The organism is Ruegeria sp. BF6, assembly GCF_056538665.1.
The window spans coordinates 467,192-493,017 of sequence record NZ_JBQFTN010000002.1 but is presented as its reverse complement, the minus strand read 5'-3'; the positions used below and the strand labels follow the sequence as shown (position 1 = coordinate 493,017).

General features: G+C 57.4%; 27 protein-coding genes and 2 pseudogenes. 14 read left to right on the top strand and 15 right to left on the bottom strand.

What is annotated here, in order from left to right; genetic code table 11:
• A pseudogene (locus ACR0IM_RS10370) lies at window positions 1-93 on the top strand (bifunctional methylenetetrahydrofolate dehydrogenase/methenyltetrahydrofolate cyclohydrolase); the annotation flags it as partial.
• Between the two features lie 191 nt (window positions 94-284).
• Complete coding sequence (locus ACR0IM_RS10365; protein ID WP_480641489.1) at window positions 285-560, top strand: hypothetical protein; 276 nt, start codon at window positions 285-287, stop codon at window positions 558-560.
• On the opposite strand, the gene ACR0IM_RS10360 is transcribed toward ACR0IM_RS10365, so the two are convergent.
• Entirely contained in the window at window positions 545-1,426 is an 882-nt protein-coding gene (locus ACR0IM_RS10360) for an EamA family transporter (RefSeq protein WP_480681808.1), read from the bottom strand. The genes ACR0IM_RS10365 and ACR0IM_RS10360 overlap by 16 nt on opposite strands.
• A gap of 92 nt (window positions 1,427-1,518) precedes the next feature.
• On the opposite strand from ACR0IM_RS10360, the gene ACR0IM_RS10355 reads away from it, so the two are divergent.
• Complete coding sequence (locus ACR0IM_RS10355; protein WP_480596992.1) at window positions 1,519-1,950, top strand: group II truncated hemoglobin; 432 nt, start codon at window positions 1,519-1,521, stop codon at window positions 1,948-1,950.
• 43 nt (window positions 1,951-1,993) lie between these two features.
• Here ACR0IM_RS10355 and ACR0IM_RS10350 read toward each other — a convergent pair whose 3' ends face one another.
• The 7 genes from ACR0IM_RS10350 to ACR0IM_RS10320 all read right to left on the bottom strand — a co-directional run bounded on the left by ACR0IM_RS10350 (window position 1,994) and on the right by ACR0IM_RS10320 (window position 8,906).
• On the bottom strand, window positions 1,994-2,704 hold the full coding sequence (locus tag ACR0IM_RS10350; protein ID WP_480596990.1) for a type 1 glutamine amidotransferase: 711 nt from the start codon (window positions 2,702-2,704) through the stop codon (window positions 1,994-1,996).
• A gap of 81 nt (window positions 2,705-2,785) precedes the next feature.
• Window positions 2,786-4,114, bottom strand: a complete 1,329-nt coding sequence (glnT, locus tag ACR0IM_RS10345) for a type III glutamate--ammonia ligase (RefSeq protein ID WP_480596988.1) — start codon at window positions 4,112-4,114, stop codon at window positions 2,786-2,788.
• A gap of 80 nt (window positions 4,115-4,194) precedes the next feature.
• The gene (locus ACR0IM_RS10340; protein ID WP_480597002.1) at window positions 4,195-5,523 is read right to left on the bottom strand and encodes an FMN-binding glutamate synthase family protein; all 1,329 of its coding nucleotides are present in this window, start codon (window positions 5,521-5,523) and stop codon (window positions 4,195-4,197) included.
• Between the two features lie 20 nt (window positions 5,524-5,543).
• The gene (locus ACR0IM_RS10335; RefSeq protein WP_480596986.1) at window positions 5,544-6,227 is read right to left on the bottom strand and encodes a protein GlxC; all 684 of its coding nucleotides are present in this window, start codon (window positions 6,225-6,227) and stop codon (window positions 5,544-5,546) included.
• Between the two features lies 1 nt (window position 6,228).
• Window positions 6,229-7,158, bottom strand: a complete 930-nt coding sequence (locus ACR0IM_RS10330) for a class II glutamine amidotransferase (RefSeq protein ID WP_480681807.1) — start codon at window positions 7,156-7,158, stop codon at window positions 6,229-6,231.
• 147 nt (window positions 7,159-7,305) lie between these two features.
• A complete protein-coding gene (locus ACR0IM_RS10325; RefSeq protein WP_480596982.1) occupies window positions 7,306-7,521 on the bottom strand; it encodes a hypothetical protein in 216 nt (71 codons plus the stop codon).
• Window positions 7,522-7,532: 11 nt separating this feature from the next.
• On the bottom strand, window positions 7,533-8,906 hold the full coding sequence (locus ACR0IM_RS10320; protein ID WP_480596980.1) for an ammonium transporter: 1,374 nt from the start codon (window positions 8,904-8,906) through the stop codon (window positions 7,533-7,535).
• A 340-nt stretch (window positions 8,907-9,246) separates the two neighbouring features.
• Here ACR0IM_RS10320 and ACR0IM_RS10315 point away from each other — a divergent pair, with 340 nt between their 5' ends.
• Genes ACR0IM_RS10315 through ACR0IM_RS10295 form a run of 5 tightly spaced genes read left to right on the top strand, consistent with a single transcriptional unit; the run spans window position 9,247 to window position 13,609 of the window.
• On the top strand, window positions 9,247-10,392 hold the full coding sequence (locus ACR0IM_RS10315; RefSeq protein ID WP_480641494.1) for an aminomethyl transferase family protein: 1,146 nt from the start codon (window positions 9,247-9,249) through the stop codon (window positions 10,390-10,392).
• A gap of 55 nt (window positions 10,393-10,447) precedes the next feature.
• Window positions 10,448-11,044 carry a dimethylamine monooxygenase subunit DmmA family protein gene (locus ACR0IM_RS10310; protein WP_480596976.1) on the top strand — a complete coding sequence of 199 codons (597 nt, stop codon included), beginning with the start codon at window positions 10,448-10,450 and terminating at the stop codon, window positions 11,042-11,044.
• On the top strand, window positions 11,041-12,003 hold the full coding sequence (locus ACR0IM_RS10305) for a PDR/VanB family oxidoreductase (protein WP_480641496.1): 963 nt from the start codon (window positions 11,041-11,043) through the stop codon (window positions 12,001-12,003). Before ACR0IM_RS10310 ends, ACR0IM_RS10305 begins: the two co-directional genes overlap by 4 nt.
• Window positions 12,004-12,016: 13 nt before the next feature.
• Window positions 12,017-13,084: a heme-dependent oxidative N-demethylase family protein gene (locus ACR0IM_RS10300; protein ID WP_480596972.1), complete on the top strand. Its 1,068-nt coding sequence runs from the start codon at window positions 12,017-12,019 to the stop codon at window positions 13,082-13,084.
• A 27-nt stretch (window positions 13,085-13,111) separates the two neighbouring features.
• Complete coding sequence (locus ACR0IM_RS10295; protein WP_480681806.1) at window positions 13,112-13,609, top strand: GNAT family N-acetyltransferase; 498 nt, start codon at window positions 13,112-13,114, stop codon at window positions 13,607-13,609.
• Here ACR0IM_RS10295 and ACR0IM_RS10290 read toward each other — a convergent pair.
• From ACR0IM_RS10290 to ACR0IM_RS10280, 3 genes and pseudogenes are all read right to left on the bottom strand, one after another.
• The gene (locus ACR0IM_RS10290) at window positions 13,587-14,216 is read right to left on the bottom strand and encodes a helix-turn-helix domain-containing protein (RefSeq protein WP_480597000.1); all 630 of its coding nucleotides are present in this window, start codon (window positions 14,214-14,216) and stop codon (window positions 13,587-13,589) included. The genes ACR0IM_RS10295 and ACR0IM_RS10290 overlap by 23 nt on opposite strands.
• Before the next feature lie 286 nt (window positions 14,217-14,502).
• Window positions 14,503-14,679 (bottom strand): annotated as a pseudogene (locus ACR0IM_RS10285) (IS6 family transposase); the annotation flags it as partial.
• A gap of 37 nt (window positions 14,680-14,716) precedes the next feature.
• On the bottom strand, window positions 14,717-14,857 hold the full coding sequence (locus tag ACR0IM_RS10280; protein WP_480681805.1) for a hypothetical protein: 141 nt from the start codon (window positions 14,855-14,857) through the stop codon (window positions 14,717-14,719).
• Between the two features lie 83 nt (window positions 14,858-14,940).
• Here ACR0IM_RS10280 and ACR0IM_RS10275 point away from each other — a divergent pair, with 83 nt between their 5' ends.
• The 3 genes from ACR0IM_RS10275 to ACR0IM_RS10265 are packed head-to-tail and all read left to right on the top strand — an operon-like array spanning window position 14,941 to window position 17,359.
• Window positions 14,941-15,477: an RNA polymerase sigma factor gene (locus tag ACR0IM_RS10275; RefSeq protein ID WP_480594792.1), complete on the top strand. Its 537-nt coding sequence runs from the start codon at window positions 14,941-14,943 to the stop codon at window positions 15,475-15,477.
• Window positions 15,474-16,220, top strand: coding sequence for a hypothetical protein (locus tag ACR0IM_RS10270; protein WP_480681804.1), 747 nt, complete (start codon window positions 15,474-15,476; stop codon window positions 16,218-16,220). The genes ACR0IM_RS10275 and ACR0IM_RS10270 overlap by 4 nt, the downstream gene beginning before the upstream one ends.
• Window positions 16,221-16,279: 59 nt before the next feature.
• Window positions 16,280-17,359: a helix-turn-helix domain-containing protein gene (locus tag ACR0IM_RS10265; RefSeq protein ID WP_480681803.1), complete on the top strand. Its 1,080-nt coding sequence runs from the start codon at window positions 16,280-16,282 to the stop codon at window positions 17,357-17,359.
• Here the strand turns inward: ACR0IM_RS10265 and ACR0IM_RS10260 are convergent.
• The gene (locus ACR0IM_RS10260; RefSeq protein ID WP_480681802.1) at window positions 17,332-18,222 is read right to left on the bottom strand and encodes a LysR family transcriptional regulator; all 891 of its coding nucleotides are present in this window, start codon (window positions 18,220-18,222) and stop codon (window positions 17,332-17,334) included. The two genes, ACR0IM_RS10265 and ACR0IM_RS10260, sit on opposite strands and share 28 nt — an antisense overlap.
• Window positions 18,223-18,325: 103 nt before the next feature.
• On the opposite strand from ACR0IM_RS10260, the gene ACR0IM_RS10255 reads away from it, so the two are divergent.
• The 3 genes from ACR0IM_RS10255 to fcl all read left to right on the top strand — a co-directional run bounded on the left by ACR0IM_RS10255 (window position 18,326) and on the right by fcl (window position 21,528).
• Window positions 18,326-19,210: a phytanoyl-CoA dioxygenase family protein gene (locus tag ACR0IM_RS10255; protein WP_480681801.1), complete on the top strand. Its 885-nt coding sequence runs from the start codon at window positions 18,326-18,328 to the stop codon at window positions 19,208-19,210.
• 205 nt (window positions 19,211-19,415) lie between these two features.
• Entirely contained in the window at window positions 19,416-20,540 is a 1,125-nt protein-coding gene (gmd, locus tag ACR0IM_RS10250) for a GDP-mannose 4,6-dehydratase (RefSeq protein WP_480594802.1), read from the top strand.
• Window positions 20,541-20,550: 10 nt separating this feature from the next.
• On the top strand, window positions 20,551-21,528 hold the full coding sequence (gene fcl / locus ACR0IM_RS10245; RefSeq protein WP_480681800.1) for a GDP-L-fucose synthase: 978 nt from the start codon (window positions 20,551-20,553) through the stop codon (window positions 21,526-21,528).
• Between the two features lie 33 nt (window positions 21,529-21,561).
• Here the strand turns inward: fcl and ACR0IM_RS10240 are convergent, their stop codons facing one another.
• The 3 genes from ACR0IM_RS10240 to ACR0IM_RS10230 form a co-directional block, all read right to left on the bottom strand.
• On the bottom strand, window positions 21,562-22,638 hold the full coding sequence (locus tag ACR0IM_RS10240) for a DUF2793 domain-containing protein (RefSeq protein WP_480681798.1): 1,077 nt from the start codon (window positions 22,636-22,638) through the stop codon (window positions 21,562-21,564).
• Between the two features lie 183 nt (window positions 22,639-22,821).
• Window positions 22,822-23,715: a UTP--glucose-1-phosphate uridylyltransferase GalU gene (gene galU / locus ACR0IM_RS10235; protein ID WP_480594808.1), complete on the bottom strand. Its 894-nt coding sequence runs from the start codon at window positions 23,713-23,715 to the stop codon at window positions 22,822-22,824.
• 305 nt (window positions 23,716-24,020) lie between these two features.
• Complete coding sequence (locus ACR0IM_RS10230) at window positions 24,021-25,826, bottom strand: ABC transporter ATP-binding protein (RefSeq protein ID WP_480681797.1); 1,806 nt, start codon at window positions 25,824-25,826, stop codon at window positions 24,021-24,023.

Genomic DNA, 25,826 nt, shown 5'->3' with positions numbered 1-25,826 from the left:
GGCCCCATGACCATCGCATGCCTGCTGGCCAACACTCTCACAGCATGCTGCCGCACAAACAAACTACCAGAACCAGAAGGCCTGACCGCCTAGTAATGGCGTCGCGGGTTATGCCGGACAGTGCGACTGCGGCCAATCGGTATTGGCGCGATGCCGGGCGCAACACGCGTCTGGCGATCATTTCGATAGGTGAATCTGTCTCAAATGCTGCGCGGACTCGGGCTGTTATGGCTCGCGCCATGCGTATCGGAATGCCTCTGGATCAGGAGGTCTGGGGGCATCACATGTCTCAGGAGACCTGTCGGTCATTGCTGCAGCAGTTAAATAACTCTGACAGCATTTTTGCGGTTTTGGTGCTGCCTGATGTGCCGGAACACCTCGATATGACGGTTCTGAGGGCGGACTTGCATCGCCACAAGGATCTGATGCGACCGGGCGCGTGGCATTGTGCGGGACCGGTACGACCGGGCGAAATAGACAGCATTGTTGACAGCGCGATTGCGGCACATCGATTTCATAATTCAGCGCTTTCTGGCCCGTCGTATCAAAACGCCAGATAGCCGATACCTGCAAACGCGACGAAACAACCCAGCCATTGGCGTATCACCATTTCTTCGCGCAATACTGCCCATGCCAGCACAACTGTCAGCAACCCAAAAACCGACGCCGCGACCGAGGCAAATTGTGCGTTGGGCAACCCACCCGCTGCGATCACGCTAAGGATGGCGACCGCATCCAAAACACCCATCACGCACAAAAGCGGCAGGGCTTGTGACCCGGGCCAGATTGACCTGCGCGATGCCAAGGCGATCATTCCCAGAGCAAAGATTGCAGTCAGCCGGCTGACCAGAGAGACCGAGTATTCATCACTCAGCTCAGTTGCATATTGTCCAAGCGCAAAGGCGGTGGCGAACCCAACTGCTGCAAGTAATGACAACACCGCTGTTGGGCCGGCAGCTGGGTAAGAAGTCGTGTCGCGTTCAGATTTGGCCGCGACGACGGAAACTCCGACACCGATCGCTATGACAGCCAGCCAATGTAGTGGGCTGACACTTGCACCACGCCAGATGGCCAGCGATACGGACAGGACGGGATAGCTCGCGACAAGCGGCGCAACCAACCGGACCGGACCGCGCTGAAAGGCAGCATACATACTGACACCCGCCAACAGATAGCATCCGCCGGCTGCAACCGCGCTGATCATTGCGGTACCGGGGATCGGATCAAAGGCACCCAACATTGCCACCAGGCCGAACTGAAGCACCGCACCTGAAATCAGTACAGCCATAAGCGATGCAATTACGCTGACAGACTGGCTGACATAGCGCACCGCAAGATCGTGTATACCCCAGCAAAGAGCGGCCAGCAGGCCAAGCGCCAGCGCATTCATTCCTTCATCACCATCACCGGTTTCACGTAGATCCACCTCTGAACCTGAGTAAGTCAATATGTCACTGTTGATAAACTTATTTTCCTGTTATGCAATATTGGCGATGCCAGAGATAAGAAAGGCAGGACATGAAATCCGCGATTGAGCAACTTGGTGGTGAGACCCGACTGCGCGCTCTGGTCGAGCGTTTCTATGACCGAATGGAAACAGATCCGGCAGCGTATTCGTTGCACAGGCTGCATTTTCGGGGACATGGGCTAAACCACACCAGGCAAGCTCAATTTGAGTTTCTCAGCGGATTTCTGGGTGGTCGCGCCTATTACCGCGAACGTTTCGGCCATATGGATCTGCGGGAAATCCATGCGCATATCCCCATACGGGAGGCCGATGCAGAGCTTTGGCTGGATACATTCGATGCTGCATTGGAAGATTGCGCGATGACCGGTCCGGTGGTCGACAAGATGCGCGCAACGCTTCGCAGGGCGGCGCTCATGTTGGTCAACGACGTTTCTGACTGGCGGTTAGAAGCAGATTCAGACGCTGATGCCGGGCAAATGTAAACGAAACGCTGCGATCATCACACCAACCATTCAGTTTTTCTGATCAGGATTGGCGCAGAGCAGAATAGATTTCAGATGTCATCCTGAACTGATCGGCGGCGATCTGATCGCTTTCATTTTCCATGGCAAGCGCTGCGTCGGCCGATCCTAGCCAGTCAACTGCGCATTGATGATTTGCTTGATCCCCCATCCAGGCGCTGATCGTGCCCTGAACAATTTCGGGATGAAATTGAACGCCCCACGCACGGTCCCCCACGCGTATCGCTTGAACTGAGCATCCATCTGATCCTGCCAGAACGGCCGTATCGGATGGTAGTTCTGCGGCGGCCACCCCATGCCACTGAAGCACAGGAAACTGCCGGGGCAGAGAGCCGAACAGGGGATCTTCAAGTCCGTTGTCGGTCAGTTCGACAGGCAGCACGCCGATTTTCGGGAATTGCATGCGGGCGCAGGTGCCGCCAAGCGCATCTATCAATATTTGATGTCCCAGGCATATACCAAAATATGGCCGATTGAGATCACGTACCCACGTCTTGATGGCCTGCTTTTCAATTTTTAGCCAAGGGTAGGTCTCGGTCTCCCAAACATCCATCGGACCGCCCATCACCAGCAAAAGGTCAAAATCGTCCAACGGCGGAATAGACTGCCCTTTATAGAGGTGCACGATCTGCATTGCATCTTCATGACGGGCAATATGGTCACAAAACGTACCTGGACCCTCACCTTGGGTATGCTGGAATATGAGAACGTTCATGATTTGCCTCTGTTGCCCTGATCAAAAGAAACCGGGCCACAGCTTGCGCCGCGGCCCAAACACCCGATCCTGATGCCCGGCTTAAATATCCAGCGTGTTTTCCTTTTCCCAGCGCGAGAAATGCGACACAAAAGAATTCCACTCCTGATGCTTCATCTTCAGGAAAGCAGACGAGAACTCGGCACCCATTATGGCCTTCAGGTCTTTGTCCTTGTCATACTCGCGCAGGGCATCAAGCATGTTCAGGGGAAGTTTCGGTGCGCCGCGCACCTTATGGCCTTCGGCATACATATCGATGTCCCAGCGCTTGCCGGGATCTGCCTTGGATCGGATACCTGACAGCCCAGCCGCGATGATGACGGCCTGCAGCAGATAGGGGTTGGTTGCTCCGTCCGGCAGGCGCAACTCAAACCGTCCTGGGCCAGGGACACGTACCATGTGGGTCCTGTTGTTACCGGTCCATGTCACAGTATTGGGCGCCCAAGTCGCACCTGACATTGTGCGCGGCGCGTTGATGCGCTTGTAGCTGTTCACCGTGGGGTTGGTGATCGCAGCCAGTGCTGAGGCATGTTTCATGATGCCGCCGAGGAAGTGTTTGCCGCGCTCTCCCAAACCGACCTCACCAGTGGGGCCTTCGCCCTCGCCTGCAAACACATTGGTCTTGGCCGCATCTCCCGGCGCATCCCAGACGGAAATATGAGCGTGACAACCGTTACCCGTCAGACCTTCGACCGGTTTCGGCATGAAGGTTGCCCGCAGTCCGTGCTTTTCTGCCACCGATTTGGTCATAAACTTGAAGAAAGAGTGCTTATCTGCAGTGCGCAGAACGTCGTCAAATTCCCAGTTCATCTCGAACTGGCCGTTGGCGTCTTCGTGATCGTTCTGATAGGGCCCCCAACCCAGCTCCAGCATGTAGTCGCAGATCTCACGAACGACATCATAGCGACGCATGACCGCCTGCTGGTCGTAGCAGGGCTTCTCTGCCGTATCGAATGGGTCGCTAATCTGCTCACCGTCCGGTGTCAGCAGAAAAAACTCGGCCTCGATACCGGTCTTGACATGCATGCCTTCGTTCGCAGCCTCGTTGATCAGGCGGCGCAATACGTTGCGCGGGGCTTGCGCGACATCGCTGCCTTCCATGACGCAGTTGCCTGCCACCCAGGCCACTTCGGGCTTCCACGGTAATTGAATGACAGATGAAGGGTCCGGCACTGCCAGCATGTCGGGATGCGCCGGAGTCATATCCAGCCAGGTGGCGAACCCTGCGAATCCTGCGCCGTCTTCCTGCATCTCGGCGATGGCCTGCGCGGGTACCAGTTTGGCCCGCTGTCCACCAAACAGATCGGTGAACGAGATCATGAAGTATTTGACGCCATTTTCTTTTGCGAAAGCTGCGAGATCTGTTGTCACGATGGCTTTCCTTTCCCTGTTGAATTCTAGTTTTTCAAAGCAAAAACGCGGCCCCCATCAGGGAGCCGCGCAGCATCATTTCAGAACCCTTCCTTGCCCGGGTACCAACTGGTTCCCGCCAGCGGCACCCGCGCCATGGCGGCGGCCTCCATTGTCAGGGCACACAGGTCTTCAGGTTCGAGATTGTGAAGGTGATTGTGACCACAGGCGCGCGCAATGGTCTGTGCCTCAAGCGTCATCACCTTCAGATAGTTGCGCAGCCTGCGGCCCGCATCAACCGGATCCAGACGGGCAGCCAGGTCGGGGTCCTGTGTGGTGATCCCCGCCGGATCCTGACCTTCGTGCCAGTCGTCATATGCACCGGTTGTCGTGCCCAGCTTCTGGTACTCGGGTTCCCATTTGGGATCGTTGTCCCCAAGGGCCACCAGAGCGGCTGTGCCAATGGCGACTGCGTCGGCTCCGAGCGCCAAAGCCTTGGCCACATCGGCCCCGGTGCGAATGCCGCCCGAAATAACCAACTGAACCTCGCGGTGCACGCCCAGATCCTGCAATGCCTGAACGGCCGGGCGGATGCAGGACAGCGTCGGCAACCCGACATGTTCGATGAACACGTCCTGTGTTGCTGCGGTCCCGCCTTGCATGCCATCCATGACTACAACGTCTGCTCCGGCTTTCACCGCCAGTGCGGTGTCATAATAGGGGCGGGTGGCGCCAACCTTGACGTAGATTGGCACTTGCCAGTCTGTGATTTCCCTAAGTTCGAGAATTTTGATCTCAAGATCATCCGGCCCTGTCCAGTCGGGATGACGACAAGCGGAACGCTGGTCGATCCCCTTCGGCAGGGTCCGCATCTCGGCCACACGGTCGCTGATCTTTTGACCCAGCAGCATACCTCCACCGCCGGGTTTGGCACCCTGGCCGACCACGACTTCAATCGCATCCGCCTTGCGCAGATCATTCGGGTTCATGCCGTAGCGCGACGGCAGGTACTGATAGACCAGCTTTGTTGAATGGCCACGCTCTTCGGGCGTCATGCCGCCATCGCCGGTTGTGGTCGACGTGCCAGCGGCTGATGCGCCGCGACCCAAAGCCTCTTTCGCCGGACCGGATAGAGCACCAAAGCTCATGCCCGCGATGGTGATCGGGATATCCAGTTCTATGGGTTTCTTGGCAAAGCGGGTGCCCAGCGTCACCTTGGTTTCGCATTTTTCGCGATAGCCTTCTAACGGATAGCGCGAGATCGACGCCCCCAGAAACAGCAGATCGTCGAAATGCGGTACCTTGCGTTTCGCCCCTCCGCCACGAATGTCATAGATTCCCGTCGCTGCGGCGCGTCGGATCTCGGCATTGATTGGATTGGAAAACGTCGCCGACTGGGTCGGCAGGGTGCGGGGGATCTGATCGTCCATATCTTTCATACCCTTCTTCCTCAGTAAGCGGCGGAATTGTCGATGTCGAAGTTGTAAAGCTGACGGGCCGAACCATAGCGTTTGAACTCTTCCGGCTTGGCGTCGCTGTCCGCGCGATCCAGCAGATCCCTCAGGATATCCAGATGCTCGGGGCGCATTTCCTTCTCAACGCAATCAGCGCCAAGGCTCTTGACCGAACCGCGCACAAACAGACGCGCTTCGTAAAGTGAATCCCCCAGCGCATCGCCTGCATCCCCGCAAACCACCAGATTTCCGGCTTGCGCCATGAAGGCGGACATGTGGCCGATATTGCCATGCACGACGATGTCGATGCCTTTCATCGAAATACCGCAGCGCGAGCTTGCATTGCCCTTGATCACCAGCAACCCGCCATGGCCGGTCGCCCCGGCATATTGGCTGGCGTCACCATCCACGATGACCTGACCGGACATCATGTTTTCGGCCACACCCGGCCCAACGGACCCTTCAACCTTGATAGTCGCCTTCTGGTTCATCCCGGCACAGTAGTAACCGGTCGAGCCTTTGACAGTTACCTCGATGGGTGCGTCCAGCCCGACGGCAATCGCGTGGCTGCCCTTGGGATTTACAATTTCCCAACGGGTCTGGTTGCTCTCGGTGCTTTGAGCCTGCAGGGACGAATTCAATCCGCGCAGCCCGTCTGCCTCTAGATCATAGGTCTGCATATCACGCGGCCTTTTCGTGGGTTGTGGGGCTGTCATTGTGCGACCAGAAATAGACGGTAGACGGTTCAGGTTCCCACACCCGGGCGTCTTCAATGCCTGGCAGGTTTACCAGGGCGCGGTATTCGCTACCAAAGGCCACATATTGGTCGGTTTCGGCCATCACCGCAGGCTTACAGGCGATTGGGTCACGTACGACGCCGAACCCGTCTTTGGTGCCCACAACAAAGGTAAAAAACCCATCCAGATCATCGATGCTGGATTCCAGAGCTTCACCCAGAGTGGCGCCGTTCATCATCTTCCATGTCAGGTATGCCGCGCCAACCTCGGTGTCGTTTTCGGTCTGGATGGTCACGCCTTCGCGGCGCAGCTTACGGCGTAATGAGTTGTGGTTGGATAGCGACCCGTTATGAACCAGACACTGATCGGATCCTGTGTTGAACGGGTGGGCGCCCATTGTTGTCACGGCGGATTCCGTCGCCATGCGGGTGTGCCCAATGCCGTGGGTGCCACTCATACCGCTGAGGCTGAAGCGCTCGGCGACATCCTTGGGCAGGCCGACTTCCTTGTAGATTTCGAGGCTTTCGCCGCGGCTCATGATCCTAACCGATGGGCGGATCTCGGCTAGCGCAGCGCGCGCGGCTTCGAACTGACCGCGGGGAATTTCCAGAACGGTATGTGTGTCGTTGTTTGTCTGACCAACGGTTGCACCCAAACTTTTGCCCAACTCATCAGCCAAGCCGACAAAGTCGTTTTCGGGGTTGGGGGACTGAACCGTAATCTTGGTTTTGCCTTCCGATTCTGCGCCATAGATCGCAATACCGGCGCTGTCGGGGCCACGGTCTGTCATAGTGATCAGCATGTCTGTCAGCATATTGCCCAGTTGGGGCGCAAGAGACTGGTCTTTGAGGAATAATCCAACAATTCCGCACATGGCTGGCAGATCTCCTTGTGTGTTTCGTTACGATTCGACGGTACCAACAAATGAGCAGGACATCAATAATCATAGGAAAGTTTTTTTCCTTAGAGGCAATGGGCGCGATCTCTGATTTCGCGCCCATTGCTAGCCTTCAATGCTGGATCAATATCGTTCCAGCTGTGCCTTCACCTTTTCTTCGTCACCGGTATGGCGCGCCTTCTCTAAGTGCTCACCTTCCCGGACGAACTGGATGCGGTGCCAGCCAATCCAGAAAGCGACGCCGATGATGACCATTAGGAACTCATAGCCCTGGAAGGGGTAGATCGGTCCGACCTCGGCCAGATCAACAGCCCAGCTTGTATATCCATTCGTAGACATATCTTTCTCCCTTACTTCGCTGCTACGCCACGGGCGGCGAGCTCTTCTTTGTCGGCTGCAATGATTGCTGCTTTGGCATCTTCGTAGGCATGGTGTTCTGCATAATCGAGACCCTGAAGTTCAACCTCTTCCGGGATGCGAAGCACACCTGCCGCAGCTTGAAGCCTCGCCAGAATCCAACCTGGCAGGAAACCAAGCACAAAGAACATGATAACGGCACCGGTGATCTGTCCGACCGGGTTAATCGTTGCATAGCCTTCGTATGGCGAAGACGGTACGCCCCAGAGGACAAAACCCGAGATCACGAGGCCAACGAACCCTGCATATCCATGCACGGCAACGGCGCCAACGGCATCGTCCAGCTTGAATCGACGTTCAACCCAATAGTGCAGCTTGTAGACGATCACGACACCGATTGCGGCAATAATCATCGCCTGGATCGGGTGATACAGATCGTTACCCGCCGAAGCAGTGATAATACCTGCCAGACCGCCCGAGAACGTCCAGAAGGCGTCGCCCTTGGACACCACATAAGCCGCCATCAAACCACCCGACAGTGACATCAGGAAGTTGAAGGTGATCGCCGACAACGTGGTCGGGGCCAGATAGATGTTGGTTGCTGTCCAAGTTACGCCGGTGATCTGTCCGTCGATCCCTTCGGGCGAAATCGCAGGCACATTGCATGCGGCGTAGAACCCCCAGAACCCGGTGTAGATCAGGAAAATCCCGATTGTTAGCAGCCAGGGATTGTGTGGCGGAATGTCCCGCGGCGTGCCGTCTTTGGCGAACTTGCCAAGGCGCGGTCCCAGAACCATGATGACACCCAAGGCGTAACCGCCTGCGATCGCGTGGATAACACCAGAGGCGTAAGCATCATGGTAACCTAGGATTCGTACCATCCAGCCGCCATAGTGCCAGCCCCATGCGGCATCGATAATCCACCAGACAGATCCGATCATAACGGCGTGAACCCATAAGGCTGAAGACCTGATCCTTTCTATCACGGACCCCGAAACGATTGAGGCTGCAGTCCACGAGAACAGCAGGAAGGCGGCCCAGAAGACCCCCGTGATTCTATCTCCCAGGTTTGTCGCCATTGTGTCGGCCCAAGGCAGGTTCGCGGCGCCCGCCTCGGCGTCCAAACCGCCCCAGAACGGGAAATTCGGGAACGCCCAGTAAATCCACCATCCAAAGAAGAAGAATGTGACCGTCACCAACGGGATGATCATGATGTTTTTCATCAATGTGTGCATATGGTTACGGGCCCGGCTGGCGCCGACCTCGTACATGCAAAAGCCCACATGGATGAGGAACATGAAAACGACCGTTACCCAGTAGTAAAACTCGGTAAAGACCGTCGTAAGTGCGTTTAGATTACCATCCACTTCGTAGTCTCCCTGTTGTTGCAGCAGGAGGTCCTTCTCCAGGTTTTTCCTGCTGGGAAATTTTATGTACTCAGGGGACAATTTCATTGACGACCTGTCAATAGATATATGGGGCAAACATCTTTAACGACGGTGCCGCGGGCGCTTAATGAAGGATCGGTTTTTGTTGTAACGTATTGCAAAAAAACCGTTTTACTCAGCTCCGGAAGTCTACTTCAGGGTTCACAATTTGAAGGCAAATATTCCCATCAGGAAAAAAATCTGCACACAAGTATTGATTTTCAATCTGACATCGGCCTCAATATGGGCAACAAAAAGCAATCAACGGGAGACCTGAACCATGGCCATTCTTTGGAGGACGTCAGCCCTTGCGCAGCGCCATGCCGAGATCGGTGGCGAACTTGAGGACTGGAACGGAATGGGGACCGCCTGGTTCTATGACCACAGCCCTGAACGCGCCAAAGCAGACTATGAAGCGATCCGTACCAAAGCTGGTCTTATGGATGTTTCTGGTCTGAAAAAGGTCCACGTGGTCGGTGAAGATGCTGCCTATGTCATTGACCGTGTCACGACGCGCAATGTGGAAAAGATCATGCCGGGGCGGTCAACCTATGCCTCGATCCTGAATGCCGAAGGCAAGTTTGTTGATGACTGCATCATCTATCGCCTTTCGGTGAATACGTGGCTTGTGGTGCACGGCACAGGAACGGGCATGGAGCAGTTGACCTCGGTGGCTGCGGGCAAGAATTGCTCGGTCATTTTTGACGACGACATGCACGACATGTCCCTGCAGGGACCTGTGGCCGTTGATTTCCTGGCCAAACACATCCCTGGGATTCGCGATCTGGCCTATTTTGGCATCATGCAGACCAAGCTCTATGGCTGCCCGGTGATGATTTCGCGGACCGGCTATACAGGTGAGCGCGGGTACGAGATTTTCTGCCAGGCCAAGCATGCCGTACACCTGTGGGACAACATTCTGGCTGAGGGCAAGGATATGGGCATTGTTCCGGTCCAGTTCTCGACGCTCGATCTGTTACGTACCGAAAGCTACCTGCTGTTTTATCCGGGCGATAACTCTGAAACCTATCCGTTCAACGATGAAACCTGCGGCGATACGCTGTGGGAATTGGGTCTGGAATTCACCGTATCCCCTGGGAAAACCGGGTTCATCGGGGCCGAGAACCACTATGCCTCTCAAGGCAAGGAACGGTTCAAGATCTATGGCGTCAAACTCGACGGCACGACCCCGGCGGACGAGGGTGCTGACCTTCTGCAGAACGGTGAAAAGGTCGGTGTTGTCACGTTCGGCATGTATTCCGAGATCAATGGCCACAATGTTGGTATCGCGCGGATGCCGGTCGCCTGTGCTTCACCCGGCACCAAACTGACGGTGCGCAATGGTGATGGGACGGAAATAGCAGCGACTGCGGAAGAGATGCCGTTCTACGATCAGGACAAATCTATCAGAACCGCAAAGGGCTGAGTTTCAGGGGGCGCGACGGACACACCGTGGCGCCTTTTTGCTATTTGAGGGCACAATGTCGAAGTTCGAATTTCCCAAGTCAATCGCAAGCCGCCCGGTCTGGGGCACGCTAGAGGTTCGCCCGGGCGAACATCATCTCATGATCGCCGAGGCCGAAGGGGCCGAAGCCGTTCTTGACATCGCGACACCTGAGCTGATGGCCAAAACCCACCTGATCTACATTCCCAAAGGGACGGGTTTTTCCGAAAGGCTGCAGGCGCTAAACCCCGCGCAGTTCTACGAAGGCCCGTCCTACGAGGCCGCGCTGCAACGCATTCGCCGTGTGCTGGAGGACGCGCATATGGGATTACAGGTCTATCTGACCGGTTCTGAGGGCATGATGGGTCAGGCCATGAATGAGGTGATGGCGGTTGGCCTGCCACATACGGCGATCCAGACCGAGCATCGCGGTTCGGTCGCGCGTCGGATGCAATGCGTGCACTGCAAAGGCATCACCGAAAACGTCGAGATTGATCCGTTTGTCTGTTCGCATTGCGGGCTGAACCTGTTCGTGCGCGATCACTATTCTCGCCGTCTTGCCGCCTATCAGGGCGTCCGTGTCGACGCCGAAGATCATGGCAACGTGCCCAAGCCAAAGGGGATTTACGAATGAGCGGTGCCGAGAAAATCCAGGTCAAAGTCACCGAAATAACCCCGTTGAATGAGTTGGTGACGCGATTCCGGTTCGAACGTATAGACGGAGGCCAATTGCCGACCTTTTCGGGTGGGGCGCATACCGTTGTCGAAATGCAGGATGGTGGCATTACGCGGCTCAACCCCTATTCTCTGATGTCCGACCCGTTCGATCAGTCATCCTACACGATCTCGGTCCGGCGTGATGATGAGGGCAGGGGCGGTTCGCTTTTCATGCATCGTCAGGTCAAGCTGGGCGATGAAATGACCATCAGCTACCCGGTTAACCTGTTCTCGCTTGATTTGAGGGCCCGCAAGCACCTGTTTCTGGCCGGGGGTATCGGCATCACTCCGTTTCTGGCGCAGATCAAACAGCTTGAACTGTTGCACGGTCATTGGGAACTGCATTACGCATGTCGTAACAATGCATTGGCGTCTTATGCCGATCAACTGACAGACCGGCATCCGAACGAAACGCATTTGTACTACGACGATCAGAACCAGCAAATCGATCTGGAGAATCTTCTGAGTGGGCAGCCTTTGGGCACGCATGTCTATGTCTGCGGCCCCAAAGGCATGATCGACTGGGTACGCAACACTGCTGCCACCGACGGCTGGCCCGAAGATTGCGTGCATTACGAAGAGTTTCTGGCGCCGCGGCCCGGTAAACCGTTTGAGGTGCGACTGGCAGCCACGGACAAGGTCATTCATGTGGGTGAGAACGAAAGCCTGCTGGAAGCCATCGAACGTGAAGGCGTGGATGCGCCGTATCTGTGCCGCGGCGGAGCTTGCGGTCAGTGCGAAACCGTTGTGCTGGATCATGACGGCAATTTTGTTCACCGCGATCACTGGCTGACCGATGAAGAAAAGGCAGCAGGCAAGAAAATCATGCCTTGCGTATCGCGTTTCGAGGGCAAGTCCCTCGTGCTGGACCGCTGAGAGGAAGCCCAACATGACCATTCAATTCAACGACGAGTCCTTCCGCGACGACTATACGTTTCACAACTCGGATTGGGCGATCAAACGCTTTCCGTTCCCGTTTCACGAAGACAGCTACATGTATTCGGTCAACATGGAACAGCATCGCGGCGGACCGGAAGGCTCGGTCTACGAGATGCGGTTCGATGTTGATGAGCACTATGTCTCAGAGATGAAGGACCGCGCCATCGTTCTGGACCAGGACCCGCTGCGCTGCCAGTCATTGCCGCATATGACCTTGGCCGGTTGGGATTTGCTGGAACTTATCATGGTCAGCAAGTCGGAAGACTACCCGGACCTGTTCGAGCTGCATCGAAACGGCAATCAGTGGCGCTGGATTAACAAGCCGTTAGGCATTGATCACAGTTTTACGTTCATGGACGAAACCACGCTCCCCTACGGACCGATGGAATACATCACCCGTCAAGCGCAGGGCGATTTCGCCGTACTGGACCAGCGCGACGAAATGCTGTGGATGGATGCGGGTATGGTGACGACTCAAGCGGACTGGAGCCTGGATTTCGACATCGGCATGAACTTTTTCGAGTGGCACGCGCCGGTTCCGAAAGCCCATGAAATGGGTATTTTTCAGCGGGCTCTGAAGTTCCTGCTGAACATTCAGCAGGGAGCCCCTGCACGGCGTCTGAACTGGACCATGACGGTAAATCCACTACTGGATACCAGCCCGGAAAACTATCACAAATGGGGCATCCAGAAGACCACGCTGACGCCCGAGAACATCGCGCACAAGCAGCATCTGCGCGTCGAGTTACAAACGTTCTTCCGCCTGCCGCGGTCCAACGCGCTGGTGTTCCCGATCCGCTGCTATCTGTGCAGTTTTCAGGATCTGATGACCGTTCCCAAATGGGGCCGTCGCCTGCATCGCGTCATCCGGGACCTGCCGGTAGAACTGGCCACTTACAAAGGTTTCATCGACAACCGTCCCATGATGCTGGACTATCTCAGTCAGTTTGACGATGGATTGCCGACCTCACCCGGTGTCTGGCCCGATCTGGAAACGGAACCGCCTTTGTCAAAGTGATCGCGCATAGCGAAGTGTCTTGGCTCTATGGCTGATCAGGACAAAACACCTTGGCTCATTCCGAGCAATGATATCGCGTTGTATGACGCGCTAGCGTTGCTTCGCGCGTCATTTCAGTACATGGATGCCCGGATTGATCCTCCGTCTTCCATCCATAAACTGACTGTGGAAGGGATGCAGGCGCACTGCCTGAGTGGAGGCGAAATCTGGGCCATGGGTCGACCGCTTTTTGCGTGTATGTTCCTGACGCCTAAACCCGACAGTTTGTACCTTGGAAAGCTGGCGGTGAAGGTTGGATTGCGGGGGCAGGGTATCTGCCGCACATTGGTGGATCACGCGGCAAGCCGTGCAGCAGAGCTTGGTCTGCCCGCACTGGAACTTGAAACGCGCGTGGAGCTAACTGAAAACCATCGTGTGTTTTCGAGGTTGGGATTTACGATCGTGAGCACGGGCAGCCACGAAGGTTACGACAGACCCACTGATTTCTTATTGCGCAAGCCGATCAGTTCGTCTGCGGATAGCTGATCACTGAAATGTAGCGCGCAGGCAGATTGACCAACCGTTCCGGACCATGCGGTGCGTCGGCATCAAAGAACAGGGTGTCGCCGGGCTTCAGGGGGTAAATCTGATCCCCATGACGGTAATCTACCTCGCCTTCCAGCATGTAAATCGTCTCGATCCCGCCATGTTGGAATGTCGGGAACACGTCGGATTTAACGGTCAGGGTGATCAAGTATGGTTCCACAATTACGCCTGATCCGTTGGCCCCAATATGACCTAACAGATTGTACTGATGGTTGGCGCGTGTTCCTTCACGCTCCAGCTCGACGCCTTCACCCGCTTTTGTATGAACTGCCTCGCGACGCTCTTCAAACTGCCTGAAGAAGCTTGTCAAAGGTACTGATAGTGCATCCGCCAGCGACTGAAGGGTCGTCAACGAAGGCGACGTATTGCCGTTTTCGATCTTGGACAGCATGCCGATCGACAATCCGGTTAGCTGGGCCAGCTCGGCGACCGTTATGTTTTGCTGTTTTCGAAAGGCGCGAACTTCACGGCCAATGGCGACTTCAAGAACTTTTTCTCTGTCACCCGAACGAACGGAATGTGGGTCCTGCGTCAGATCTGCCGCCATTTCTTTGTCGCGTTTTTTCAATTTCACTCTTTCAACGTCTTGCTACACTTGTCCAAACCGGTTCTGCAAGCAGGCGATGTGCAATACGTAATCCAACCGGGACTATCTTAGCATTAATTTTTCCTGATAGTAAAATAATCGCGCTGAGAGAAAAATTTTAGAATCGGATTCCTGTTGTTTAACGACTTTCGGATGGCATGCTTGCCCTCGATGATAGAACCGTTGGGGACTGCAAGTTAGATTTAGCAGAATCTGGTTCGTAGGTCGCACAAGGGCTGATCACAGTCACCAAACCAGCAAATCGACTTGCCCAGCAGCTCAATGTCGCGTGATCCAAGTCAACGCCACGTTCGGCCAGGGTTTCTTCCAGATCCCGGTATGAAACACCGCAACGAAGGTAAAAGAAGACCGCGTGCAAGATCACTTCCATTGGAAAGTACATACCTTCGAATGAAATCGCCATCTTACGCATTCCCCAGTCGAAACTCGGGCCGACGAAATCACCGGTGTTTCAATTCAAACAGTGAGCCAAAAAAGTTTGCGACAGAAACGCCTTGGGGTGCCAGTTTCGAGCTTTCGGCAAACGCCGGGGTTGCAACAATTGCCGACACAATCGTGACTGCATACAACAGAAGTTTCATTTCATTCCTCCGCGGGTTATGTCAAATCTGAGTCCGCGGGCCCGGTCCGTGAATGAAGACACACACAGGTCGCGATTTAGTCGATGGATGGTGAAATAAGCTCGGAACAGGCCGTGCGCGGCGCGATCCAGACGCATTCGAAACGCGTCTGGCGTTTTGGGTTGGCGCTGTCCGGTGCATCGGATGTAGCCGACGATCTGCTGCAATCCACATGTTTGCGCGCGCTGGAGCGTCACCATCAGGTCACCTCGCACGACCGGCTGGACAGCTGGCTGATGACGATCTGCCGCTCGATCTGGCTGAATGAGGTCCGGTCGCGCTCGGTCCGCAAGGCTCAGGCGCTTTCGGTTACGTCTGAAGCGGAATTGATTGCCGCCGGACCTGATGTGGAAACGAATATTTTCGCTGCTGAAGTGTTTACTCAAGTGATGCAACTGCCAGAAGCGCAGCGGGAGACGGTCATGCTTGTGTTCGTCGAGGGCTATAGCTATCGCGAGGCCGCAGCTTTGCTGGAGGTGCCGATAGGAACGATAATGAGCCGGCTGTCCAACGCCCGGCAGAAACTGAAAACCGTTATGCAGCATGAGGTGGCAGACACAGTGCGACGGAGTGGCAAATGAAGTTCTCCGATAAGACGCTGTTGGCGTATCTGGAAGGCAATGTGGAAGAGGCCGAGGCACGCGCTATCGAAAGCGCGGTTGAGGCCAACCCAGAGCTGGAACAGCGCCTGATGGCGCTGGACCCGTTTGCGCCCGTAGTGCAGTCGGTGTTCGAGCGCGTCCCTGCCGAAACGCCTTTGTTCGATTTGCCCGAACCTTTGGCTGTTGCGCCCGTTCGGCCTGCGGGCGGCGGGTTGCGGTTGCTTGCCGTTGCGGCCTCGGTAGCGATTGTGGCCGTGTCTGCAACCTACTGGGCCACACGTCCGAAACCTTTGGGTTGGGCCGCGCAGGCCGCGATCTATCAGTCACTTTATACGCCGGACACGATTGCGTCGCTGGACAGCTCGCCCCAGGCGCTGGACGAACAGTTTGCACTGGCCGAGGAACAGTTGGGGCGGTCGCTTAACCGCCCGGCGCTTGAGGCGCTGCCGGGCGGAGAGCTGAAGCGCGCGCAGATTCTGTCCTTCAAGGGCAAGCCGCTGGTTCAAGTCGTGTTTGCCGATGAACAGGGCCAGCCTTTTGCCTTTTGTGTGATCCGGCAGGGCGAAGGCGCACCGACAAGGGAACTGAAGCAGGCGGTTCTTAGTGGTTTGGCCACGGCCACCTGGGCGCAGGACGGGTATGGTTACATGCTGATCGGCGCCAGGGATCAGACCGATCTGGCCGGGCAGCTGGACATCCTGACCACAAGTTTCCCGGGCTGAGGGCGCGGGGGCGCAAAAACGCCTTGTGAACTGCGGCAATTCCCCGAAATATACCGGATATGACGAAAAAACCTGTCATACCTGATCCGGATGAGGACGCCGAGGCGGTTGGTCCTCCCAGTATCTATGACGCGGACCCGCCCGAAGACGATGATCTGTGGTTTCTGCCGCCGGAGGATGAAGAGGCAGTCGAGGATTACCTGATCCCCGGACCCAAGACCGATCACCGCCTGTTGTTCGATCCGCGGGATTGGCGTGCAGCACAGGCCGAGCTGTCTTATGAACTGGCCGATCTGGCCGCGATCTTCGGTGCGTTGGACGAACGGTTGCGCGCGGGACCGGATGGGTGGACCCATCGGCTGGCCCTGATGGATGTGTCTGATCTGGGCTGGTGGACCGGCGACCGGATCAGCGTGGATCGGCTGGCGCTGTGGACGGGCTTGCGCATCGGTGCGACCGGAGATGACGTTCAGGCGCTGTTCCGCGCCGGATGGGCGGTGCGGCGGCTGACTGCGGGTCCCGGCCCTTCTGAGGGTGGGTGGGAGACCGGCCTGACTGCGTTTCTGGATCGGATGGCGCAGGGAATCGAGGACATCCCCGAGGCGGTGGCCGATCTGGCCGAAGTGATGCGCAATTCCGAAGGGTTGCACCCGGTCACGCAGGCGGCCATGGCGTTTCATGCCTGGCGCGCGCTGTCGCAGGGTATTGGGCAGGATACCGAGGCCGCCATCATCGCGGCCCGACATGCGGCCACAATGGGGCGGGGTGGGGCGATGTTCATGCCGCTGGCCCTGTCAGGCCCGGGCGCGTTGCGCGGGGCAGGGGAGGTGGACGAAAAGCTCTCGGCTTGGGTCCAGGGGGCTGGGCAGGCGGCGCTGGCGGCGCTGATGCATCTGGACCGGGTTAGCGCCTGGGACCAGCGCGCGCGCGAGGCCACCAGCGGGCTCAGCGGACGAACGCCGCCCTTGTTGATTGACGTTCTGACCGCATGGCCCATGGTCTCGGCGCCCTTGGCCGAGGAATTGACAAAAGCCTCGCGCGCAGCAGTGCAACGCAATATCGATCGATTCACCCGCCGCGGCCTGATCCGCGAAGTGACAGGGCAGGGGCGTTACCGGGTCTGGACTGCGGCGCTGTGATCCAGCAACCAGTCGCGAAAAGCGCGCGCCGGCGGGCGCAGCGCAGCGCGCGCGGGATAGACCAGATGGTACGCTTCCTGCCCGGCAACCTGAAGGTCCGGCAGGCAGGGAACCAGGCCCGACAGCTGCATGATACGATCCGAGGCAGGCGCGCGGGCCAGCGCAATGCCACCGCCGCTGGCCGAAAGCTCGGCCGCCATCAACGAATTGTCGGCAAAGAAATAACGCGCCTGACCAGCGGGCAGACGTAGGGTTTCGAACAGGTGCAGCCAGCTTGCGCGATGGGTCGAGACCTCGATCAGCGGGAACTGAATCAGGTCTTGGGGGCTTTGGATCTGCGCTGCAATTTCCGGCGGGGCCATCGGGTACAGAGTTTCATGCAACAACCTGTCGCTTTCGGCACTGTAGAGCGTTGGGTTGCCGAAGACGATCTGCAAATCGGTGAACTGGTTGGCGAAATCCGACACCAGATTTCCAGTGGTGAGGGACAGGTTGATCTGAGGATGCGCTGATTGAAAATCCGGCAAGCCACCGGCAATGACGCCATGCGCGAACAACAGGACGGACTGTACAAATAACCGCTGTGCCCGGGTTTCGCCAAACAGCCCCGTAGTGGCGGTTTCCAGCATCAGCAGAGATTGCTGAACCGATGGCAGATAAGCCCGTCCCGCCTCGGTCAGGGTCACCGCATGGGCGTGGCGGTGAAACAGCGGCGTGCCCAGCAGTGTCTCCAACGCCTTGACCTGTTGGCTGACGGCTGCTGCCGACATGTTCAACTGAGTGGCAGCGCGGGCAAAGCTTTCGGTGCGGGCTGCGGCCTCGAACACTCGCAACCAGTTGAGAGAGGGGATGCGGGACGACATGGGCGCAGGCTAAGCTGAACTTATCCTTACGGGCAAGAGGTTGCACGCTGGCTGGATGAGTTTCTGCCCTATCCTGCGGTGAAACACATCCCAGAGGTACACCATGCCGCAAACCGCCCCATCGTACGAAACAGCGCTGACCGCAACCCAATCCGCGCAATATTGGGAGGACGGGTTTATTTTCCCGCTGACAGTTTTCTCACCCAGCGAAACCGCTGAGATTCGCGCAGAGCTGGAACAGCTCGAACAGGACTGGCTTGCGGCGGATTTACCCCTGCCACTGAACACCTACAAGCGAGTGAACGCACATCTGGTGATCCCGCTGGCGGCCAGGATCGCGTTGCACCCCAGGGTATTGGACGTGGTCGAGGGCGTTCTGGGCCCGGATATCATGGTCTGGTCAGCCGAGTTTTTCATCAAAGAGGCACATACTGATCACATCGTTGGTATGCATCAGGATCTGACCTATTGGGGCATGGGTGAAACGCCGGATCAGGTCACCGCCTGGATCGCGCTGTCCCCGGCCACGGTTCAAAGCGGCTGCATGGATTTTGTGCAGGGCAGCCACAAGAACCCGATCCTGCCGCATAACGATACCTATTCCGAAACCAACCTGCTGTCGCGCGGGCAGGAGGTTGCTGTCGATGTAGCTGAGGAGGACAAGACCCATATCGAACTGGCGCCGGGGCAGATGTCCTTGCACCACGGGCTGACCATACATGGTTCGGGTCCTAACCGGTCCGGGGATCGTAGGATCGGTCTGGCAATCCGTTACCTGAACCCCAATGCAAAGCAGCTGGTTGCGGATCGTGATTATGCCATGTTGGCGCGCGGGCAGGACGGGCAGTCTAATTTTGTGCATGTCGATCCACCGTGCCACCTGTTCTCGGACCAGGCTCTGGCCCTTTACGATCAGGTGCGTCGGGACCAGAGTAAGGCACTGGCGGATGGGGCCGAAAGCGCGGTTCCGCTGTACGGGGCAAGCTGACTACACCTAACAGCGTTCGTGGCTGGCCTCACCTGTACCGCCGCCTGTTGCGAAACCTCCGTTATCGTTTGATTTCCCAGACCGGTGTGCAGGTAGGAACCTGCCGCCGGTTTTCAAAGCCATTTCTTGCCTTGGGTTGCATTCTGCGAATTCTTGCTGTTTCTGAGACGTCAAAGATGCACACAGTATTCCGTGGGAAAAAATGATGACAAAAAAGGCGTTGATTACCGGTATTACCGGACAGGACGGGTCTTATCTGGCCGAATTCTTGCTGGAAAAAGGTTATGAAGTTCATGGGATTAAGCGCCGCGCGTCCTCGTTCAACACGCAGCGGATCGACCACATCTATCAGGACCCGCATGTTCCCAACCCAAATCTGTATCTGCATTACGGCGACCTCAGCGACACATCGAACCTGACGCGAATCATTCAGGAAGTGCAGCCGGACGAGGTTTACAACCTCGGCGCACAGTCCCATGTGGCGGTCAGTTTTGAATCTCCGGAATATACCGCCGATGTCGATGCTATCGGCACGCTGCGCCTGCTTGAGGCGATCCGTTTCCTTGGGCTCGAGAAGAAAACCCGGTTTTACCAGGCCTCGACCTCGGAACTGTATGGTCTGGTGCAGGAAATCCCGCAGCGCGAGACGACACCGTTCCACCCGCGCTCGCCCTATGCGGTGGCCAAGCTCTATTCCTACTGGATCACGGTGAACTACCGCGAAGCCTATGGCATGTATGCCTGCAACGGTATCCTGTTCAATCATGAGAGCCCGCGTCGTGGCGAAACCTTTGTGACACGCAAAATCACCCGCGGTCTGGCGAATATCGCTCAAGGTCTGGAAAACTGCCTGTACATGGGCAACATCGACAGCTTGCGAGACTGGGGCCACGCGAAAGACTATGTGCGGATGCAGTGGCTGATGCTGCAACAGGACAACCCCGAAGATTTCGTGATCGCGACCGGCGTGCAGTATTCGGTCCGTCAGTTCATCGAATGGTCGGCGGCTGAGCTGGGCATCACGCTGGAGTTCTCGGGCGAGGGTGTAGATGAGATCGCAACGGTCAATTCAATTGAGGGCGACAACGCCCCGGCCCTGAAACCCGGTGATGTAATCATGCGCATCGACCCGCAATATTTCCGCCCGGCTGAGGTGGAAACGCTGCTGGGCGATCCGTCGAATGCCAAGACCAAACTGGGTTGGGAGCCCGAACTGACCGTTCAGGAAATGTGCGCCGAGATGGTTGTCGAAGACCTCAAGACCGCAAAACGCCATGCGCTGTTGAAAGAGCATGGCTATGAATTGCCGGTAAGCTTGGAAAACGGCTGAGGAGGTCGCCATGCGCAAGATCTACGTAGCAGGCCATCGCGGCATGGTTGGCGGAGCAATCCAGCGCCGCTTGCAGGATCGGAAAGCGGCGGGCGAAGCGCTCGAGCTGGTCACCCGCACACATGCTGAGTTGGACCTGACCGATCAGGCCGCCGTGCGCGATTTCATGCGGGCCGAACGCCCGGACGTCGTGATCCTGGCCGCAGCCAAGGTGGGTGGCATTCACGCCAACAATACGTACCCTGCGGATTTCATCTACGACAACCTGATGATCGAATGCAACGTGATCCATCAGGCTTTTGCCGCCGGAGTGAAGAACCTGCTGCAACTTGGAAGTTCCTGCATCTATCCGCGCGCGGTGCCGCAACCAATGCGTGAAGACGCGCTGCTGACAGGTGTGCTGGAGCCGACAAACGAGCCATATGCGGTGGCCAAGATCGCCGGGATCAAGCTGTGTGAAAGCTATAACCGGCAGCACGGGGTCGATTACCGATCGGTCATGCCGACCAACCTTTATGGACCAGGCGACAATTTCCACCCGGAAAACAGTCATGTACTGCCCGCTCTGATCCGCCGGTTCCATGAGGCGCAGCGGGATGGGCTGGAGGAAGTCGTGATCTGGGGCACTGGCAAACCCCGCCGCGAATTCCTGCATGTGGATGACATGGCCGAGGCGTCACTGTTCGTGCTCGACTTGCCACGCGATGTCTATGAAGCGAACACCCAACCGATGTTGAGCCATATCAACGTGGGCTGTGGCGAGGACGTTTCGATCTCGGATCTGGCGGCGCTGGTGGCGAAAACTACAGGATTCAGTGGCAAGATCACACAGGACGTCAGCAAGCCGGACGGAACCATGCGCAAGCTGATGGACGTGTCTCGTCTGGCCGATATGGGCTGGCGCGCACGGATCGGGCTCGAAGACGGGATACGCGAAACCTATGCCTGGTTCTTGGATCAGGCGGACGCGGACCTGCGCGCCAAGTGACTGCCCGGGCGCGGGCCCAGGCAGTTGGGTTGATCAGAACCAGCGGCCAATCGCAATGGCCGTTGGCTCCAGCGCTGTCGCATCACTTGAGGTAGCCAGAACCTTGAACGCCACCTGAGTTTCAGTTGGCGCGTCAAACCCCATGAAACGGGTGGTTGCACCTCCGCTGCCGAAGACCGCAACGGTTGAGCCCACAGCGAAAGCCACCGGGAAATCCCAGACCGCTGCATCGCTTGCGAACAAGGCGCCTTCGGTATTCGCGCAGCCCGTGGCCGTCAGCGAGATTATGCAGATTTGAGTACCGTCAGCAAAGCGCACGTAATCGCCGTCTGCGTTCGCGCCTCGTTCGATGACGGCCCCGGTCGCGGTGCCGCCGCTCTGTGCCACGGCACCCAGCAGATTGCCGGGACCATAACCGTAATCCGCCCGCATCAGACGACCGGCGGTGGTGTCATCTGCGCTGGCCTGAACCGCTGCGCCGCTGGCGATCCCGGTCGCGGGATCGAAATTCAGCGCGTCGGTCCATGTGCCACCATCAGGCGAGACTTTGATCGCAAAGCCGGTATTGCCAGACAGGCCCATCTCGGCATGCCCGGTCCAGTTGGATTGAAACAGCAAGGAGGCGGTGTCGCCCACATTGGCCTTGTTGATCTTCAACTGATGCCCGCCGCCGTCATGGCTGAGAAGTGTCGCCGGAGACCGCACCGAAAGACGGTTTGTGCTGTCATACCCGGTAGCGATCCCCACGCCGTCCAGATTTTGCGTGGCGACCGGAGGATCGATCCATGCACCGCCGTCCCAGATTCTAATGTGCCCGGTGGTTTCGTCCCATGCGCGCCAGCCCGTGCCGGGCATGATGAAATGCCATGCATTGTCCAGCCACGCAGCCAACATCCCTTCCTGCCCGGTCCAGTCCCCTGTTGGTGCTGCGCCCAACGCGTGAACCTCGCCCTGATCCGGCACGGCGGGCGGGGTCGTGGCATTTGTCGAGGCTACGCTCAGTTGCGTGATCAGGTCCAGCTGCCGCAGCGCTTCGTTATGGGTGACATGTTTCTGCGCCTGCGACGGTTGCAGAAATGGCAGTTTCAATCGGGGTGAGTTCTGTGACACGGGCGTCCTCCTGAGGCTGTCGGTCCGACAATTGCATTGCGCGCTACTCTGCCGTGTGGCGCATGAATCCCGTCTGACCGGGCCGGACGCCCGAAAAACCATTTGCTAACCTTCGAGGGCACAAAAAACCGGGGCGTTTAACACCCCGGCCCAAAATTCATAAGCTGATTGGGAAGCAGCCTGTTACTGCGCAGCCTGTCCCGTGGCGACGATGTCGTGCAGATACTGGCTGAGATCTTCGCGCAGGTCATCGCGGGCCAGCGCAAAGGCAACCGTGGCCTGCAGGAAGCCGGATTTGGACCCGCAATCAAAACGCTGACCCTCGAACTTGTAGCCGAAGACCGGCACACCGTTTCCGATGTCTTCGGCAATCGCATCGGTCAGCTGAATTTCGCCACCGCTGCCCTTTTTCATCTGGTTCAGGTTATACAGGACCGACGGGCCCAGAATGTAACGCCCGATGACCGCCAGGTTCGACGGCGCTTCTTCGGGTTTCGGCTTTTCGACCATGCCGCGCGCGCGGACTACCGAACCGATATTCTCGCCCACATCTAGGACGCCGTAAGCGCTTGTCTTGTTGGCTGGAACTTCCATGGCTGCAACCATGTTGCCGCCAGTTTCCTCATAGGCTTCGACCATCTGCTTCAGGCAGGGCTTGTCACCGGCGATAACGTCATCGGGCAGCATAACGGCAAAGGGTTCATCGCCGATCAGGCGCCGGGCACACCAGACCGCGTGACCCAGACCCAGCGCCTTGTGCTGGCGGATATAGGCAATCGCGCCGCTTTCCATATTGGTTGCGTTCAGCGTTTCCAGCAGCTTGTCCTTGCCCTTGGCTTTCAATTCCTGCTCGAGAACCAGATTGTGGTCAAAGTAGTCCTCCAGAGCGGACTTGCCTCGTGACGTTACAAATATGAATTCTTTGATACCGGCAGCGCGCGCCTCGTCGATGGCGTACTGCACCAGCGGGCGATCAACCAAAGTCATGATCTCTTTCGGGACCGACTTTGTTGCTGGCAGGAACCGGGTGCCAAGTCCCGCGACGGGGAAGATCGCCTTTGTGACCTTACGTGCCATTTGACCTCTCAAGTTACTAAAACAATGTATGTCTGAGTGTTTACTAAGCAGACCTCTTATGACCCGTGGCGCGATTATTCAACGTCAACGGGTAACGAAGCCGCGATTTCGCAAGATGGTGCCACCCGGGGGGGCAGAAGTCAAAACGATGGGGCCACACATGCGGAAGCATCGCGGTTTTCTGCGCTCTTTGCGGCGAAATGAGGCATCCGACCGGTAGCCACCTGAACAGCATTCTAGTGTCCGGTCGCTCATGTTTCTGCAACTTGCCCCGAAGCTGGGTTAAGCGCTTCGGGGCAGGGGGCTTAGGCAGACTTCATGATGGCATCCAGCGGGTCATGCTCGGCCACGAAATGATCAGGTCTTACCTCGCTCAGCTGTGGGACGTAGTCGGTTTCCCCTGCAGCCAACCGGCTGGGCAGAAACCGAAGCGCAGCTTTCGGGTCCATGGGTGAGGGCAGTTCGCCAGGCAGCTTAAGGCGTTGGCGGGTCCGTTCGACATCCGGGTCCGGGATCGGGACTGCTGAGATCAGCGATCTCGTGTAAGGGTGGATCGGGTCGGAACAGATCACCTCTCCGTCACCCAGTTCGACAATCCGGCCCAGATACAGAACCATAATCCGGTTCGAGATTGCCCGCACTACCGACAGATCGTGGCTGATGAAAATCATCGACAGCCCGAATTCTTGCTGCAACTCGCGCAGAAGCTCCACGATCTGCGCCTGAATGGATACATCCAAGGCCGAGACCGCCTCGTCGCAGATGATCAGCTTGGGCTTGTTGATCATGGCCCGCGCGATTCCAACCCGCTGGTTCTGACCGCCGGAAAGCTCATGCGGATAGCGGTTGATCATATTGGCCTTCAGGCCGACACGCTCCATCATCTGCGCGACCATGTCCTTGCGTTCGCGATCAGTCAGGTCCGGGCGGTAGGTTTTCAGTGGTTCGGCAATCGAGGCCGAGATAGTCATCCGCGGATCGAGACTGGCCAGTGGATCCTGAAACACGATTTGAAGGTCTTTGCGGTACTTGTTCAGCTCGGCCCGTTTCAGCCCGACGATCGGATGCCCCAGCCAACTGACATTGCCTGCGCTGGGTTCGATCAGTTGCAGAACTGCACGGGCCAGGGTGGACTTGCCGCAGCCGGATTCGCCCACTACGCCCAGCGTTTCCCCCTTGCGAATGTCAAAGCTGACGCCATCGACGGCCTTCAGCGGCACCTTGTGCCCGAATAGCCCGCCCGAGACGTGGATCGGGAAGTGCACCTTGACGTCATCGACCTTGAGCAGCGGCTCATCGACCTTTTCCAACGCCTTGGGTGCATCACCCGCATCAATGCGCGGCATCGCTTCCAGCAATGTCCGGGTATAGTCATGCTGCGGCGCGCGGAAGATCTCGCGCGTGTCCCCGGCCTCGACAAACTGACCCAGACGCATGACCTGAATGCGGTCGCACATCCGTGCAACAACACCCATGTCATGGGTGATCAATGCAATCGCGGTGCCTTCGTCCTTTTGCAGGCGCTCCATCAGGTCCAGAATGTCGGCCTGAACGGTCACATCCAGCGCTGTGGTCGGTTCATCCGCGATCAACAGCCTGGGATTGCAAAGCATCGACATGGCAATCATGACGCGCTGGCGCATCCCGCCCGACAGCTCGTGCGGGTATTGGTTCAACCGCCGTTTTGCCTCGGGGATGCGAACGCGTTCCAACCATTCCAGACATCTTGCCCGCGCGGCCGAGCCCTGCAGTCCTTCATGCACCTGCAGGACCTCGCGCATTTGCTGGCCGACCCGCAGATGCGGGGTCAGTGCGGTCAGCGGGTCCTGAAAGATCATGCCGACGTCCGAACCACGAATCTTGTTCAGCTTGTTTATGGGCAGGTTCAGGATCTCATTGCCGTTCAGAGTGGCAGAGCCAAGTGCGCGCCCGGCCGGTGGCAACAACCCCATCGCGGCCATGAAAGTCTGGCTTTTGCCTGACCCGCTTTCACCAACGATGCCAAGACATTCGCCGGGACTGATGTCGAAACTGATGCCTTTGACGGCCTCGACCACGCCATCAGGGGTGTCGAACTGGACGCTCAGGTCCTTTACAGAAAACAGACTCAT

Bases quoted from the DNA above. Each gene is read 5' to 3' on its own strand.
- ACR0IM_RS10365 (WP_480641489.1), top strand. From the start codon at position 285: ATGTCTCAGGAGACCTGTCGGTCATTGCTGCAGCAGTTAAATAACTCT.
- ACR0IM_RS10355 (WP_480596992.1), top strand. From the start codon at position 1,519: ATGAAATCCGCGATTGAGCAACTTGGTGGTGAGACCCGACTGCGCGCT.
- ACR0IM_RS10350 (WP_480596990.1), bottom strand. From the start codon at position 2,704: ATGAACGTTCTCATATTCCAGCATACCCAAGGTGAGGGTCCAGGTACG.
- ACR0IM_RS10340 (WP_480597002.1), bottom strand. From the start codon at position 5,523: ATGGACGATCAGATCCCCCGCACCCTGCCGACCCAGTCGGCGACGTTT.
- ACR0IM_RS10335 (WP_480596986.1), bottom strand. From the start codon at position 6,227: ATGCAGACCTATGATCTAGAGGCAGACGGGCTGCGCGGATTGAATTCG.
- ACR0IM_RS10330 (WP_480681807.1), bottom strand. From the start codon at position 7,158: ATGTGCGGAATTGTTGGATTATTCCTCAAAGACCAGTCTCTTGCGCCC.
- ACR0IM_RS10325 (WP_480596982.1), bottom strand. From the start codon at position 7,521: ATGTCTACGAATGGATATACAAGCTGGGCTGTTGATCTGGCCGAGGTC.
- ACR0IM_RS10315 (WP_480641494.1), top strand. From the start codon at position 9,247: ATGGCCATTCTTTGGAGGACGTCAGCCCTTGCGCAGCGCCATGCCGAG.
- ACR0IM_RS10310 (WP_480596976.1), top strand. From the start codon at position 10,448: ATGTCGAAGTTCGAATTTCCCAAGTCAATCGCAAGCCGCCCGGTCTGG.
- ACR0IM_RS10305 (WP_480641496.1), top strand. From the start codon at position 11,041: ATGAGCGGTGCCGAGAAAATCCAGGTCAAAGTCACCGAAATAACCCCG.
- ACR0IM_RS10300 (WP_480596972.1), top strand. From the start codon at position 12,017: ATGACCATTCAATTCAACGACGAGTCCTTCCGCGACGACTATACGTTT.
- ACR0IM_RS10295 (WP_480681806.1), top strand. From the start codon at position 13,112: ATGGCTGATCAGGACAAAACACCTTGGCTCATTCCGAGCAATGATATC.
- ACR0IM_RS10290 (WP_480597000.1), bottom strand. From the start codon at position 14,216: ATGGCGGCAGATCTGACGCAGGACCCACATTCCGTTCGTTCGGGTGAC.
- ACR0IM_RS10280 (WP_480681805.1), bottom strand. From the start codon at position 14,857: ATGAAACTTCTGTTGTATGCAGTCACGATTGTGTCGGCAATTGTTGCA.
- ACR0IM_RS10275 (WP_480594792.1), top strand. From the start codon at position 14,941: ATGGATGGTGAAATAAGCTCGGAACAGGCCGTGCGCGGCGCGATCCAG.
- ACR0IM_RS10270 (WP_480681804.1), top strand. From the start codon at position 15,474: ATGAAGTTCTCCGATAAGACGCTGTTGGCGTATCTGGAAGGCAATGTG.
- ACR0IM_RS10265 (WP_480681803.1), top strand. From the start codon at position 16,280: ATGACGAAAAAACCTGTCATACCTGATCCGGATGAGGACGCCGAGGCG.
- ACR0IM_RS10260 (WP_480681802.1), bottom strand. From the start codon at position 18,222: ATGTCGTCCCGCATCCCCTCTCTCAACTGGTTGCGAGTGTTCGAGGCC.
- ACR0IM_RS10255 (WP_480681801.1), top strand. From the start codon at position 18,326: ATGCCGCAAACCGCCCCATCGTACGAAACAGCGCTGACCGCAACCCAA.
- gmd (WP_480594802.1), top strand. From the start codon at position 19,416: ATGACAAAAAAGGCGTTGATTACCGGTATTACCGGACAGGACGGGTCT.
- fcl (WP_480681800.1), top strand. From the start codon at position 20,551: ATGCGCAAGATCTACGTAGCAGGCCATCGCGGCATGGTTGGCGGAGCA.
- galU (WP_480594808.1), bottom strand. From the start codon at position 23,715: ATGGCACGTAAGGTCACAAAGGCGATCTTCCCCGTCGCGGGACTTGGC.
- ACR0IM_RS10230 (WP_480681797.1), bottom strand. From the start codon at position 25,826: ATGAGTCTGTTTTCTGTAAAGGACCTGAGCGTCCAGTTCGACACCCCT.